We start from the raw sequence: 14,683 nt of genomic DNA, 5'->3' as shown, positions 1-14,683 counted from the left end.
TATACAAACGAGATGGGGTCGCGCGGAATAACCCGCGCGACCCCGTCAACCGCAGCGGACTCAGCTCGCGGTGGCGTACTCGGATTCGATTGCGGGAGAAGCGGTCCGGCGCGAGTGACCGAACGCGACGCCCACCATCGCGGGCAGGAACACCAGCAGCAGGATGAACGACGCCGCCGAGGTCAGTTCGTAGAGCAGGCCCGCGTCACCGAGTTCGATGCCGGGCACTTGGTCCAGCGTCCAGCACACCGCCGAGCTGACGATCCCGGCTACGAAACCCACGACCAGCCAGCGCACGGTGAGCCCGTCGTCGCCCGAGCGTCCGTCGCGCACGCCCCAGGCGACGACTACCGCCACGATCACGAGCAGGCAGCCCGCACGCCAGAAGGTGCCGTGGGTGGGCCAGGAGTCCATGACGAAGCCGAGCAGTACACGCAGGGTCGTGACCACTGCGGCGAGGACGGCGGCTCGTAACACCCAGGCGGTCATGGGCAACACCTTAACTCGATAGAACTAGAACCGGTATCAATTCTGCGGATCGGTGAGAGCTGCCGCCATCTTCGCGCGGGGGGCAGGCCGGCCGGTGAACTGCTCGACCTGACCGTAGGCCTGGTTCAGCAGCATCTGCAGACCGCTGACCACCGTGTGCCCGGCGGCCTCGACAGCGGTCGCCAGCGGTGTCGGCCACGGGTTGTAGATGGCGTCGAGCACGACCGGTGCGGCGGCGATCGAGGAGGCGATCACCGCGGCGGCCTCGGCGGGCACCGTGCTGACGACCGCGCCCGCTCGAGCACACGCCGCGCGAACCTGGTCGGCGTCCAGCGGCACGACGGTGGCGACCATGCCGAGCTCGTCGGCCAACGACAACGCACTGCGCGCCCGTCCGGCATCGCGCGCGACCACGGTCACCGTCTTCGCGCCCAATTCCGACAACGCCAGCAGCGCGGGCCGAGCGGTACCACCGGCCCCGATCACCACGGCCTCGTCGATCGTCGAGACGCCACCGCCGCGCAACGCGCCGAGCACCCCATCGACATCGGTGCAATCCGCACGCCACCCGGCATCCACCCGCACGAGCGTGTTCGCTGAACCGACCAGCACGGCCCGCTCGGTGCGCTCATCCGCGAAAGCCAGGGCGGCCTCCTTGCCCGGCATCGTCACCGACAATCCGACCCATTCCGGGCCGAGCCCGCCGACGAACCCCGGCAGCTGCGCGGCATCGCATTCGACCCGCTCATAGGTCCAGTCCAGACCCAACGCGCGATACGCGGCCAGGTGCAGCTGCGGCGAGCGGGAGTGCGCGATCGGCTGACCGAGCACGGCCGCCTTGCGCGCGATCTCAACGCCCACTGTCGAGGATCCCGCTCTGCTCCGCCTTCACGATATTGCGCAGATGCTCGGCGTAGGTCTCGGTGAACAGCGTCGTGCCCTTCTTGTCGATGGTCACGAAGTACAGCCACTTGCCCGGCTCCGGGTTCTCCATCGCCTTCAACGCCTTGATCGACGGTGCCGCAATGGGATTCGCGGGCAGGCCGGGCATGGCGTAGGTGTTCCACGGGGTCACGCGGCTGCGGTCGTCGTCGGTGGTGGCGACCTCGGTTTCGTCGAGCGAGTAGTTCACCGTCGAGTCGAACTGCAACGGCTGGTCCACGCGCAGACGGTTCACGATCACGCGCGCCACCTTCGGCATGTCCGGGGGCAGTGCCTCACGTTCGACCAGCGAGGCCGCGATCAACGTCTGGTACGGGTTGAGCTGCGTTTCCGCGCCCGAACGCAGCAGCCCGGTGGACTCGTACAGTGCCGCGCTGGAGGTGATCAGCTGACGCAGGATCCCCACCGCGCCACCGCTGGGATCGAAATCCAAAGTGCCCGGCGCGATCAGGCCGTCGAGCTGCCTGCGCCGGTCCGGTGCGGCCGCGACCTGCTGCTTGGCCCAGTCGGGCACGCCCAGCGCAGCGAGGTCGGTGCTCGAGCCCGCGGCGTCGAGCTGTTCGTAGGTGACGCACTTGGCCGTCGGTGCGGCGCCGAGGCAGCTGGCGCCGGCGATCTTGGTGTAGATGCCTTCCTTGCGGGCGCCGGTGTGCACGTCGAGCTGGTCGTGCAGCAGCCGTCCCTCGGAGACCACGACATTGCCCACGCGCGAGTCGTCGGCGACCAGGGTGGTCACCGCGTGCTCGGCGGGGATGTTGAGCGGCACGGAGTAGAAACCGGGCTGCACGTTGTTCATGTTCGAATTACGCACGGCCGCTTCGTAGAACGCCTCCGAGCTGGCTACGACACCCTTCTCGTGCAGGGTGTCGGCGATCTGGGTGGCGGTGTCACCGGGATGCACCTGGACCACCACGAGCTCGCCGGGCGGGCCCGCGAAATCCTCGGCGGGGGTCAGGCCGCCCACGAGTTTGTACCCGGCGAAACCGGCCGCGGACACGACCAACACCAGGAACACCGCCGCGACCACCCACATGTTGCGGCGGCGCTTCTTGCGCTCGGCGGCCTTACGGGAGGCGATCCGGGATTTGGCGCGGGCGGACTTGCCCCGTCCCGAGGGCGCGCCACGTCGGGCCCGCTCGGGCGCGGGGGCACGCCGGCCGACCCGACGCGGCGGCACGACCGGTTCGGGCTCGGGTTCGGCGTCGACGATCTCGTCCTCGTAGACCTCGTCCACGTACGGCGGGATCACGTCGGTGCCGTCTTCGTCCCACTCGCCGCGATCGGGTTCCGGGCGAGGTTCGCCGCGCACGGTGCGGGCATCGATCCCCCAGTCGTTGCGACGGGGATAGCGCCGATCAGCCTCGCGCGCTCGGTAGCGTTCCTCGGCCCTGGTCCATCGGTCGGTCATGCATCATCTCCGACCGCATTCGCCGTGTGTGCGTCCTTCAACATCGAACTCCGCTCGTCCAACCATCCTTGCAGAATCGACACGGCTGCCGCCTGGTCGATCATCTGCCGCTGGCCACGTGCGCGAACTCCACTGTCGCGCAGCGCACGTGCAGCAGACACCGTAGTCAAACGTTCGTCGGAAAGGCGTATCGGAATCGGGTCGATCACCCGCCGCAACTGCTTGGCAAACTTGCGTGCGATACCCGCGGCGGTACCGTTTTCGCCGCGCAAGGTGCGTGGCAGGCCGATGATCACCTCGACCGCTTCGTACTCCCGCACAATGTCGGCAATTCTTGCGATATCGGCGGGTGGACCGCCCGCGCGCCCACCGGACTTCGCGCGCGCGACGGTTTCCACGGGTGTGGCGAGGATGCCGTCGGGGTCGCTCGAGGCGACCCCGATGCGCACGCTGCCGACGTCGATCGCGATCCGGCGACCCCGTCCGGGATCGGTCTCCGGGTGCGGTCGGTCGGCTTCGGTGTCCGACGACTCAGGGGTGGTCATCAGCCGGCGAGTTCGGCCACCCGGGCACGGACCGCGGTCAAACCGGCCGGGATGCCCGACGGGTCCGAACCCGCGCCCTGCGCCATTTCCGGCTTGCCGCCACCGCGTCCAGCGATGCTGGGGCCGAAGGCGGCGACCAGATCACCGGACTTGAAGCCCAGATCCTGCGCGGCTTTGTTCACGGTCACCACGAACGGCGCCTTGCCGTCGACATTGCCCAGCAGCACGACCACCGCGGGCTCGCTGCCCAGTCGGCCACGGATGTCGGTGGCCAGGGTCCGCAGGTCGCCCGCGGACACGCCCTCGGGCGCCGCGGCGGCCACCAGACGCACCGCACCGACGCGCTCGGCCTGGTCGGCGAACGTGCCCGCCGACGACAGCACCGCGGCGATCTTGGTGCGCTCGAGTTCCTTCTCCGCCACCTTCAGGCGCTCCACGAGCTGCTCCACGCGCGCGGGCACCTCGTCCGAGGGCACCTTCAGCGAGGACGCGACACCGGCCAGCAGCGCACGCTCCTTGGCCAGGTACTTGTAGGAATCCAGGCCGACGAAGGCTTCGACGCGACGCACGCCGGAACCGACCGAGGACTCGCCCAGCAGGGTGATCGGGCCGATCTGCGAGGAGTGCTCCACGTGGGTGCCGCCGCACAGTTCCATCGAGAACGGGCCGCCGATTTCGACCACGCGCACTTCGTCGCCGTAGTTCTCGCCGAACAGCGCCATCGCGCCCATTTCCTTGGCCTTGGGCAGATCGGTGACGAACGTGTTCACCGGGAAGTCCGCGCCCACAGCGTCATTGGACACGACCTCGATGTCGGCCTTCTGCTGCTCGGACAGCGCGCCCTGCCAGTTGAAGTCGAAGCGCAGGTAGCCGGGCTTGTTCAACGAACCGGCCTGCACGGCGTTGGGGCCCAGGATCTGGCGCAGCGCTGCGTGCACCATGTGCGTGCCGGAGTGACCCTGGGTGGCGCCGCGACGCCAGGCCGGATCCGCTTGCGCGACAACGACATCGCCCTCGGTGATCTGACCGGCCTCGACCGTGGCCTTGTGCACCCAGACCTTCTTGGCGATCTTCTGCACGTCGTTGACCTGCAGCTTCAGTCCGTTGGCGGTGATGGTGCCGCGGTCGGCGATCTGACCACCGGACTCGGCGTACATGGGGCTGCGGTCGAGGATGACCTCGATGTCCTGACCGGCGGTGGCGACCGGGACGCGCACGCCGTCGGCGATCAGGGCGAGGACGTTCGCCTCGGAGGTGAGTTCGTCGAAACCGGTGAATTCGGTGGCGCCGCGGTCGACCAGTTCCTTGTAGACGGTGAGATCCGCGTGCGCGTGCTTGCGGGCCTGGGCATCGTCCTTGGCGCGCTTGCGCTGCTCGGCCATCAACGACCGGAAGCCCTCTTCGTCCACGGAAAGGCCTGCCTCAGCGGCCATTTCGAGGGTGAGGTCGATCGGGAAACCGAAGGTGTCGTGCAGAGCGAACGCGTCGGAGCCGGTGATCTGCTTGCCGCCCTTGGACTTCACCGCGGTGGCGGCGTTGTCGAACAGGGTCTCGCCGGTGTTCAGGGTCTTGAGGAACGCCATCTCCTCGCCGACCGACACGGTCTCGATGCGCGCGAAATCGGTGGCGAGTTCGGGGTAGGACGGGGCCATCAGGTCGGTGACGACCTTGATCAGCTCGGCCATCACGGGCTTCTCGGCGCCGAGCAGGCGGGCCGAGCGCACGATGCGGCGCAGCAGGCGGCGCAGCACGTAGCCGCGGCCGTCGTTGCCGGGGTTCACGCCGTCGGCGATGAGCATCGCGGCGGTGCGGGCGTGGTCGGCGATGACGCGGAAGCGCACGTCATCGGTGTGTTCCACACCGTAGGAGCGGCCGGTGAGCTCCTCGGCCTTGTTGATGATCGGGCGCATCAGGTCGGTCTCGTAGACGTTGTCCACGCCCTGCAGCAGGAACGCGACCCGCTCGACACCCATGCCGGTGTCGATGTTCTGCTTGGGCAGCGGGCCGAGGATCTCGAAGTTGTCCTTGCTGGTGCCCGCGCCACGCTCGTTCTGCATGAACACGAGATTCCAGATCTCGATGTAGCGATCCTCGTCGGCCTCGGGGCCGCCTTCGACGCCGTACTCGGGGCCGCGGTCGAAGTAGATCTCCGAACACGGACCACACGGGCCGGGGATGCCCATCGACCAGTAGTTGTCGGCCATGCCGCGACGCTGGATGCGGTCGGCGGGCACGCCCATCTCGAGCCACATGCGCTCGGTCTCGTCGTCGTCGAGGTAGACCGTGACCCACAGGCGCTCGGGATCGAAGCCGTAGCCACCGTCTTCGACACTGTCGGTGAGCAGCTTCCAGGCCAGGGTGATGGCCTCACGCTTGAAGTAGTCGCCGAAGCTGAAATTGCCCGCCATCTGGAAGAACGTGTTGTGGCGGGTGGTGATGCCCACGTTCTCGATGTCGAGGGTGCGCACGCACTTCTGCACGCTGGTCGCGGTGGCGTACGGCGGGGTCTGCTGACCGAGGAAATACGGAACGAACGGGACCATGCCTGCGTTGACGAACAACAGGTTGGGGTCGGCCAGGATCAGCGAAGCGGTGGGAACTTCGGTGTGTCCGGCACGGACGAAATGGTCCAGGAACCGTCGTCGAATCTCGTGGGTCTGCACGAATATCCAGCTTACCGGTGCGGTCCAGGTGCTTTTTCATCGACCGGGGTGGTCCGCACCACTATTGCCCGCGCACGATCTTGCGTAGCTTGTCCACGCGCGGGCCGATGGCGCGTTCGTTGCCGTGTTCGGTGGGTAAGTAGTAGTCGGTGCCGACCAGTTCGTCGGGCGGGTACTGCTGGGTGACCACGCCCTCGCGGGAGTTGTGCGGGAACTTGTAGCCCTTGGCATTGCCGAGCAGCGCCGCGCCGGTGTAGTGGCCGTCGCGCAGGTAGGGCGGGACCGAGCCTGCCTTGCCGCGGGAGACATCGGACATGGCCTTGTCGATCGCGGTGGTGACCGCGCCGGATTTGGGGGCGGTGGCCAGGTGGATGGTGGCCTGGGCCAGGGCGAGTTTGCATTCGGGCAGGCCGACCTGCTGAACGACTTGGGCCGCGGCGGTGGCGGTTTGCAGGGCCATCGGGTCGGCCATGCCGATGTCCTCGCTGGCGTGGATCATCAGGCGGCGCGCGATGAAACGGGGGTCTTCGCCGGCTGCGAGCATGCGGGCCAGGTAGTGCACGGCGGCGTCGACGTCGGAGCCGCGGATGGATTTGATGAAGGCGCTGATCACGTCGTAGTGCTGGTCGCCCGCGCGGTCGTAGCGCACGGCGGCCTTGTCGACGGTGGCCTCGACGGTTTCCAGGTCGACGGTGCCGTCGGTGGCGGATTCGGCCGAGGCCTCCAGCGCGGTCAGTGCCCGGCGCGCGTCGCCACCGGCGATTCGGACGATGTGTTCGATCGCGTCGTCGGTGACGGCGATGGCGTCGGCCAGGCCGCGCGGGTCGGTGATCGCGCGTGCCAGGACGGTGCGGATGTCGTCGGGGGTCAGCGGTTGTAGTTGCAGCACCAGCGAGCGCGACAGCAGCGGGGAGACCACGGAGAACGACGGGTTCTCGGTGGTCGCGCCGACCAGCAGCACGATCCGGTTCTCCACCGCGGCCAGCAGCGCGTCCTGCTGGGTTTTGGAGAAGCGGTGGATCTCGTCGATGAACAGCACGGTCTGCTCGCCCGCGGTGAGTCGGCGACGGGCCAGGTCGATCACCGCGCGCACGTCCTTGACGCCCGCCGACAATGCCGACAGCGCTTCGAACCGACGGCAGGTGGCCTGCGACAGCAGCGAGGCCAGGGTGGTCTTTCCGGTGCCGGGCGGGCCGTAGAGCAGCACCGATGCCGCACCGGAGCCTTCGACCAGCCTGCGCAGCGGCGAGCCGGGGCCCAGCAGATGCGCCTGGCCGATCACCTCGTCGACGTTGGCGGGCCGCATCCGAACCGCCAACGGCGCGCCGGAATCACGACGAAACGCCGCGTCGGCGCCGGAGTCGGCGGACGCGCGTTCGCCGGGCACGTCGAAAAGGCTGTCGCTCACGTTGTGCAGGGTACTCAGCCCCTCCGACAGGTTCGGTGAAGCGCAGCCGCGACCCCGTTCGACCGGCCGATGACGAACGAACAGCCGCCCAAAATATGGACAGCTGACCAACACTTGTCGCAAAGACTTGCGCGGAAGCCTCGCGTGGGATGAAATCGCTGATCGTGGCCGAAATCGCCGAAATCCCCGCCGAGTCCTCCTTCGCTCGACGCACGCTGTTCAAGGGCGGCAGCGTCGCCGCGGTGGCGGCACTGACCACCGTCGCGCTGACCGGCCGCGCCGCCGCGACCAGCGGGGTGTTCCAGCACGGCGTCGCCTCGGGCGACCCGCTACCGTCCGCGGTCATCCTCTGGACGCGAGTGACCGTCGCCGAGGACGCCACGCCCGGTTCCGGCCTCGGCGATGCGACCCCGGTGCGCTGGGAGATCGCCACCGACCCGGATTTCGGCGCCCTGGCCGCCACCGGCACCGTCACCGCCTCGACCGACACCGACCACACCGTCAAGGTCGACGCAACGGGCCTGACTCCCGGTCAGGACTACTTCTACCGCTTCACCGCCTGCGGCCAGACCTCCCCCGTCGGCCACACCCGCACCGCCCCCGCACCCGACTCCGACGTCGACCGACTGCGCCTGGGCCTGGTCTCGTGCGCCAACTGGGAAGCGGGCTGGTTCGGCTCCTACCGGCACCTGGCCGCGCGCACCGACCTCGACGCGATCGTGCACCTGGGCGACTACATCTACGAATACGCGCGCGGCAAGTACACCGGCCGCAACGGCGCCGTGCGCGGGCACGATCCGGTCAACGAGATCGTCAGCCTGGCCGACTACCGCACCCGCCACGGCCAGTACAAGACCGACCCGGATCTGATGGCCCTGCACGCCACCGTGCCGTTCATCTGCACCTGGGACGACCACGAATCCGCCGACAACTCCTGGCGCGACGGCGCGGAGAACCACGACCCCGCCACCGAGGGTCCGTGGGCCGACCGCAAGGCCGCCTCCGCCCGCGCCTACCTCGAGTGGATGCCGGTGCGCGCGACCCGCAGCGACGGCCAGGTACAGATCTACCGGCGACTGCGCTTCGGCACCCTGGCCGAACTGTCGATGCTGGACCTGCGCAGCTACCGCGACGAGGAAGCCGGACCGGTCGCGGGCTGGCGGCACGCCGACGACCCGTCCCGCACGCTCACCGGCCGCACCCAGATGGAATGGCTCACCGCGGGCCTGACCTCCTCCCCCGCCCGTTGGAAGCTGATCGGCAACTCGGTGATGGTCGCGCCGCTGGTGTTCCCGCCGCTGGAATCGGCCACCACCGAGGCCATCACCACGGCGCTGGGCATCCCGCAGGGCGGCATCACCGTCAACGGCGATCAGTGGGACGGCTACACCGCCGACCGGCGCACGCTATTCGACGCGATCTCGCACAATCAGGTGCGTGACGTGGTGTTCCTCACCGGCGACATCCACACCTCGTGGGCGTCGGATCTGCCGGTGAACCCGGCGAACTACCCCGCGGGCCCGACGGTGGGCGTGGAGTTCGTCATCCCGTCGGTCACCTCGTCCAGCGTCGGTGACACGTTGAAGATGCCGCCGCGGACGGCGTCGATCCCCGCCGAAGAGGCCATCAAGGCGGCCAACCACCACCTGCGGTACGTCGAACTCGACTCGCACGGTTTCGGCGTGCTCGACGTCACCGCGGGGCAGACCCAGATGGACTGGTTCTACGTCCTGGACGTGACCGATCCGGGCACCGGCGTGCGCCACGGGATGTCGTTCGCGGTGCCCGCGGGTGGGCGCATCGAACAGCGGGCGACCCCGACGAGCTGAGCCGGGCGCGGGCGGGTCTGTCACCCGCCCGCGGCTCTACTCCGACCAGCGTTCCTCGAGCATCGCCGAGACCTGTTCGGCGAAGTCGCCGACCGCGTCGTCGCCGGTCATCCTGGCGTCCTCGGCCAGCGCGGACCACCGGTTGATCAGTGCCTCCGAGCGCGGCACCGACAGGCCGTGCTCGCGGGCGGTGGCGATGCGGGCGTGGTCGGCGGGCAGGAACCAGTAGGTCGACAGCCACACCCAGATCAGGCGGGCTTCCAGGATCCGTTCGGCCAGGATCTTGTCGTCGGCCAGCGACGGCCACACGCCCACCACCGCGGAGCGCCAGGCTTCGACCATCTCCTTGGCGCGACCGCGCGCGAGTTCGAAATCGCACAGGCAGCCGGGGAACGAGACCAGCGCGTACGCGATGTCGAGGGTGGCGTCGCGGAAACCGCCCCACTCGTAGTCGAGGAACCGCGCGCCCTCGTCGTTCATGATCACGTTGTCGGGGCACAGGTCCGACGGGCTGAACGCGCGATAACGGCCACCGGTGAACAGGCGGTTGCCCGCCACGATGCGTTCGGCGATCTCACCGGGCACGTCGATCCCGAACTCGGCCTGCAGCAGGCCGGGCACCTCGGCGATGGCGGCTTGCGCCTGTTGCGCGATGCCGTCGACACGATGCACCGAGTCGACCCGGCGCATCAGCGCGACGAAGTCGGGTTCGCGGCCCACGGTCGCGGCGTGCATCCGGCCCAGCGCCTGCGCGAACGCCATCAGCGAATTGCGGGTGCCCGGTTCGACCCTGGCCTGCAGCACGGTGGTGAGCAGCGCGTTGTCGCCCAGGTCCGACAGCACCAGCAGTCGGTCGGGGACGCTGTGCGCGATCAGGAACGCACCGGGTCGCTGCTCGCGACTCAGGGCGGTGGTGAACTGGTAGGACACCGCCTCGCGCAGGAACGCCGCGTCGATACTGGCGACGCCGGGCGCCATGCCACCGGTGCGCCGCTCGGTAGCGGTACCGCGCACCTGTTTCACGATCAGCGTGCGCGGCAACGAGAATGCGTTCTCCGCAACACGCACGCGTAGGACTGTCGTCCTACCACTGCCGCTGAGCTCTACCGGATCACTCAGCTTTACCGGAGCACCCATTCGCTTTGTGAGCAACTGTTGTGCTGCGGATACGACGTCGGCGGCGCGTTCGGCCAATAGTGCGATCATCGCCTCTCAAACTACTCGTAACACGTCACTTCTAGCGAGCGGTTGCACAACCTTTCCGCGTCGCTCGGCGTGTTGGCGCCGAGGTTGCGCGGATGAGCCTGTTCGCTTGACACATCAGCCGGTTGTCGGGTTTTCTCATCGTGAACTGCTGTGCGCCACACCGCAAACCGGTTGAGTCGAAAGGTCTATCACAGTGACCGACACTCCGTACGCCGCATCGAGCGATTCACCGGGCGGGTCGCCTGTTCCGGGCGGTGGCGGAAAGTTCGCCGACTCCGCGGGCACACACGAGGGCACCGGCGCCGCACCGACTTCCGGCGCGGGACCCAGTCGACACGGAATGGCCGGTAACGCGGGCTATCCGCAATTCGAAGGGCCCGGCGCCGCACAGTACGGGCACGAACCCGTCGAACCCGCACCGCCGATTGCCGGCACGGGCCCGCAGTACGGACCCGAGGGCACCGGTTCGGGTTATGCCGTGCCGCAGACGAAACCGGAGAGTTCCGGGTATCCCGCAACCCCCGCGTCCGGCGTGTCGCCCACCGGCGGCCCGCAGACGCCCGGTTACTACCATTCGGGAGCACAGGCGCTGGATGTCGGCCAGTCGCTGAGCTACGGCTGGGAGCGATTCCGGGCCAATCCGGGGCCGTGGCTGGGCGTGATCGCGGTGGGGGTGTTGATCTATCTGGGGTTCGTCGCGGTGGTCCAGATCGTCGAGCCGACTTCACCGTTCAGCGTGCTGCTGCTGTTCCTGGTGGTGATCGTCGCGCTGTGGTTGCTGCAGGCAGCGATGGTGCGTGGCGCGCTGTACGAAACCGATGGGTACCCACCGGCTTTCGGGTCGTTCTTCCGATTCGTCAACGCGGGCAATGTCTTGCTGACGTCGCTGCTGTCGTTCACGATCACGCTGCTGTTGTCGTCGCTGTGCCTGGCGCCGGGGTTGATCGCGGGGTTCCTGTGCATGTTCTCGCTGCACTTCGTGATCGATCAGGACTATGGCCCGGTGGACGCGATCAAGGCCAGTGCGCAACTGGTGCTGGCGAATCTGTGGGCGTGCGTGCTGTTGGCGTTGACGGTCATCCTGGTCACGCTGGTCGGGGCGGCGCTGTGCGGGCTCGGGTTGTTCGTGGCCGGGCCGGTCTGCGTGATCGCGGTGACCTTCGCCTACCGGATGCTGACCGCCGGACCGGTCGCACGCGTGTAGCGGGTCAGTGCTCGAGCGCTGACCGCATGCCGATGGCCCGCTTGAACCGTCCGAGCGGGCCCTTCTCGTCGCCCGCCTTCGGTCGAAGTTCCAGCACCAGCACTCCCGCGACGACGATGCCGAGCAGGTTCACCGCGAGCTGACCCGCGGACTCGAACGCCCGATGCCACTGCCCCAGCGTCGCCGCGACCACCGCGTACCCGGCGGCGGGCACGGTCGTCACCGAGATGAACACCCCGATCAGGGCCGCCGATTTCGCGGTGACCAGCGACAACATCCCCGCCGCACCGGCCAGCAGCGCCACCACCAGGGAGAACGGGCCGACCTCGTAGATGAAGTCGACGCTGTGCGCGTCGATGATGCCCGCGGTGGTGATCCAGCCGAACTGCTCCCACACGATCGTCGCGCCGAGGGTGACCACCATCGCGATCGGGAACGCCACCGCCAACGCGATCACCGAGCGACGCGCCAGCCGCCAATTGCGACGAACCAGCGCCACCGACAGCGCGGCCAGCGGTCCGAACTCCGGGCCCACCACCATCGCGCCGACGATGGTGACCGGCGAATCGGTGGCCACGCCGATCGCGGCGAGCAGGCAGGCGATGGTCAGGAACGCGACGAAAGTGGCGTTGAGCGAGGCTTCCTCGTGAGTTTCCTTGAGCAGTTGCTCCCAGACCACGGCATCGGACGGGTCGCCCGGCGCCGCCCGCACCGCACGATCGGCGGCATCGGACAGCACCGCGGTGACCGGGCCCAGCGTGATGCCGCCGTGCTCGACGATGCCCAGCGCCTTCACGTCGGCCAGGACCTTGTTGGCGCCTTCGCGGGCCACGTCGGCCTGGACCAGATCGCCCGCGGGGTCGATCGCGATCCCGCGCGCCACCGTGAGATGGGTGACGCCCGCGTCGGCTTCCAGGACCCGGATCAGCTCGTCGGTCTGGTCGGGCGGGCTGATCACTCGCAGATGTAGCACCGGTGTCCTCCTGGTCGGTATCGCGGGGGGCGATACCGATCAGAAGGTACCGGGCTACGGTGCGCGTCGGCTACTTGTCGGCCGCAACAACTTTCGGCGCGTCGGGCGCACCCTTGACCACCGGCTTGGCGTCGATACCGGCCTCCTTGCGCTGCTGCGCGGTGATCTGCGCGGGCGCGTCGGTGAGCGGGTCGACGCCGCCACCGGTCTTCGGGAACGCGATGACCTCACGGATGGAGTCCTCGCCGGCCAGCAGCGCGGTGATGCGGTCCCAGCCGAAGGCGATGCCGCCGTGTGGGGGGGCGCCGAACGCGAACGCGTCGAGCAGGAAGCCGAACTTGTCCTGGGCTTCCTCGTTGTTGATGCCCATCACCGAGAACACGCGTTCCTGCACGTCGCGGCGGTGGATACGGATGGAACCGCCACCGATCTCGTTGCCGTTGCAGACGATGTCGTAGGCGTAGGCCAGCGCCGAACCGGGATCGGTGTCGAAGGTTTCGAGGGACTCGGGCTTGGGCGAGGTGAACGCGTGGTGCACCGCGGTCCAGGCCGAATGACCCAGTGCCACATCGCCACTGGCGGTGGCCTCGGCGGCGGGTTCGAACATCGGGGCGTCCACGATCCAGACGAAGGCCCAGGCGTTCGGGTCGATGAGGTCGCACTTGCGGGCGATCTCGCCGCGCGCGGCACCCAGCAGCGCGCGGCTGGACTTGACCGCGCCGGCGGCGAAGAACACACAGTCGCCCGGCTCGGCGCCGACCTGCTTGGCCAGCCCGTCCCGCTCGGCGTCGGTGAGGTTCTTGGCCACCGGGCCGCCGAGGGTGCCGTCCTCGTTGATCAGGATGTAGGCAAGGCCCTTGGCGCCGCGCTGCTTGGCCCATTCCTGCCAGGCGTCGAGCTGACGTCGCGGCTGGCTCGCGCCACCGGGCATCACGACCGCGCCGACGTACTCGGACTGGAACACCCGGAAGGTGGTGTCCTTGAAGTAGTCGGTGAGCTCGGTGATCTCGACACCGAAGCGCAGGTCGGGCTTGTCGGAGCCGTAGCGCCGCATCGCCTCCGCGTAGGTCATGTGCGGGATCGGGGTGACGATGTCGTGGCCGATCAGCTTCCACAGCGCGGTCAGGATGTCCTCGGCCAGCAGGATCACGTCCTCCTGGCGCACGAAGCTCATCTCGATGTCGAGCTGGGTGAACTCCGGCTGACGGTCGGCGCGGAAGTCCTCGTCGCGGTAGCAGCGCGCGAGCTGGTAGTAACGCTCGATGCCACCGACCATGAGCAACTGCTTGAACAGCTGCGGGCTCTGCGGCAGCGCGTAGAAGCTGCCCGGCTGCAAACGCGCGGGGACCAGGAAGTCGCGGGCGCCCTCAGGCGTGGAGCGGGTGAGCGTGGGGGTCTCGACCTCGACGAAGTCGTGGTCGGCCAGCACCGTGCGGGCGGCGGCGTTGACCTTGGAGCGCAGACGGATGGCGTGGCCGGGGCCTTCGCGGCGCAGGTCGAGGTAGCGGTACTTCAGGCGGGCCTCGTCGCCGGGGGTCTCGTCGAGCTGGAACGGCAGCGGCGCGCTCTCGTTGAGCACGACCAGTTCCTTGGCGTCGAGCTCGATCTGCCCGGTCGGCAGCTCCGGGTTCTCGTTGCCGTCGGGACGCCGTTCCACCACACCGGTGACCTGCACACAGAATTCCGCGCGCAGCTTATGGGCCTGTTCGGCCGCATCGCCGTCGCGGAAGACCACCTGCGAAACGCCCGAGGCATCACGCAGATCGATGAAGGTCACACCACCGTGGTCACGACGCCTGGCCACCCAGCCGGTGAGGGTGACGGTCTGACCGGCCTGCTCGCCTCGCAGCGAACCAGCCAAGTGGGTGCGCAGCACGGTATTCCTTTCGACAAACTTTCGTGGACTGGTCGCACCGCGAAAACACGCGGTGCACTGCCATCGTAGTGAGACACGGTGCCCGGAGGAAAACCGATATCTTCCCCACCGTGTCAAGCTTGTGACACTGTTCACCGTCT

Annotated in this window: 11 protein-coding genes; 2 read left to right on the top strand and 9 right to left on the bottom strand. The window is 68.4% G+C overall.

The genetic code is table 11. The features are described 5' to 3' along the window. Positions 1–60: 60 nt before the first annotated feature. The 6 genes from ACFWU5_RS13180 to ACFWU5_RS13155 all read right to left on the bottom strand — a co-directional run bounded on the left by ACFWU5_RS13180 (position 61) and on the right by ACFWU5_RS13155 (position 7,455). The gene (locus tag ACFWU5_RS13180; RefSeq protein ID WP_379267313.1) at positions 61–489 is read right to left on the bottom strand and encodes a B-4DMT family transporter; all 429 of its coding nucleotides are present in this window, start codon (positions 487–489) and stop codon (positions 61–63) included. 36 nt (positions 490–525) lie between these two features. Further along, positions 526–1,350, bottom strand: coding sequence for a shikimate dehydrogenase (locus ACFWU5_RS13175; protein ID WP_379267312.1), 825 nt, complete (start codon positions 1,348–1,350; stop codon positions 526–528). Beyond that, positions 1,340–2,839 carry an endolytic transglycosylase MltG gene (gene mltG, locus ACFWU5_RS13170; protein WP_379267311.1) on the bottom strand — a complete coding sequence of 500 codons (1,500 nt, stop codon included), beginning with the start codon at positions 2,837–2,839 and terminating at the stop codon, positions 1,340–1,342. Before mltG ends, ACFWU5_RS13175 begins: the two co-directional genes overlap by 11 nt. Next, a complete protein-coding gene (gene ruvX, locus ACFWU5_RS13165) occupies positions 2,836–3,384 on the bottom strand; it encodes a Holliday junction resolvase RuvX (protein ID WP_379267310.1) in 549 nt (182 codons plus the stop codon). The genes mltG and ruvX overlap by 4 nt, the downstream gene beginning before the upstream one ends. Further along, on the bottom strand, positions 3,384–6,047 hold the full coding sequence (alaS, locus tag ACFWU5_RS13160; protein WP_379267309.1) for an alanine--tRNA ligase: 2,664 nt from the start codon (positions 6,045–6,047) through the stop codon (positions 3,384–3,386). Before alaS ends, ruvX begins: the two co-directional genes overlap by 1 nt. A 61-nt stretch (positions 6,048–6,108) precedes the next feature. Further along, positions 6,109–7,455 carry a replication-associated recombination protein A gene (locus ACFWU5_RS13155; RefSeq protein ID WP_379267308.1) on the bottom strand — a complete coding sequence of 449 codons (1,347 nt, stop codon included), beginning with the start codon at positions 7,453–7,455 and terminating at the stop codon, positions 6,109–6,111. A gap of 149 nt (positions 7,456–7,604) precedes the next feature. On the opposite strand from ACFWU5_RS13155, the gene ACFWU5_RS13150 reads away from it, so the two are divergent. Further along, entirely contained in the window at positions 7,605–9,284 is a 1,680-nt protein-coding gene (locus ACFWU5_RS13150) for an alkaline phosphatase D family protein (RefSeq protein ID WP_379267307.1), read from the top strand. Between the two features lie 36 nt (positions 9,285–9,320). On the opposite strand, the gene ACFWU5_RS13145 is transcribed toward ACFWU5_RS13150, so the two are convergent. Beyond that, the gene (locus ACFWU5_RS13145; RefSeq protein ID WP_379267306.1) at positions 9,321–10,490 is read right to left on the bottom strand and encodes a phosphotransferase family protein; all 1,170 of its coding nucleotides are present in this window, start codon (positions 10,488–10,490) and stop codon (positions 9,321–9,323) included. Between the two features lie 193 nt (positions 10,491–10,683). On the opposite strand from ACFWU5_RS13145, the gene ACFWU5_RS13140 reads away from it, so the two are divergent. After that, positions 10,684–11,694, top strand: coding sequence for a hypothetical protein (locus tag ACFWU5_RS13140; RefSeq protein ID WP_379267305.1), 1,011 nt, complete (start codon positions 10,684–10,686; stop codon positions 11,692–11,694). 4 nt (positions 11,695–11,698) lie between these two features. Here ACFWU5_RS13140 and ACFWU5_RS13135 read toward each other — a convergent pair whose 3' ends face one another. Beyond that, complete coding sequence (locus ACFWU5_RS13135) at positions 11,699–12,667, bottom strand: DUF389 domain-containing protein (RefSeq protein WP_379267304.1); 969 nt, start codon at positions 12,665–12,667, stop codon at positions 11,699–11,701. 70 nt (positions 12,668–12,737) lie between these two features. Continuing rightward, the gene (gene aspS / locus ACFWU5_RS13130) at positions 12,738–14,543 is read right to left on the bottom strand and encodes an aspartate--tRNA ligase (RefSeq protein WP_379267303.1); all 1,806 of its coding nucleotides are present in this window, start codon (positions 14,541–14,543) and stop codon (positions 12,738–12,740) included. Positions 14,544–14,683: the final 140 nt, after the last annotated feature.

It is taken from the genome of Nocardia sp. NPDC058640, assembly GCF_042716995.1.
Lineage (GTDB): Bacteria > Actinomycetota > Actinomycetes > Mycobacteriales > Mycobacteriaceae > Nocardia.
The sequence above is the reverse complement of the archived record's forward strand: the minus strand, read 5'-3'. Positions and strand labels throughout refer to the sequence as shown.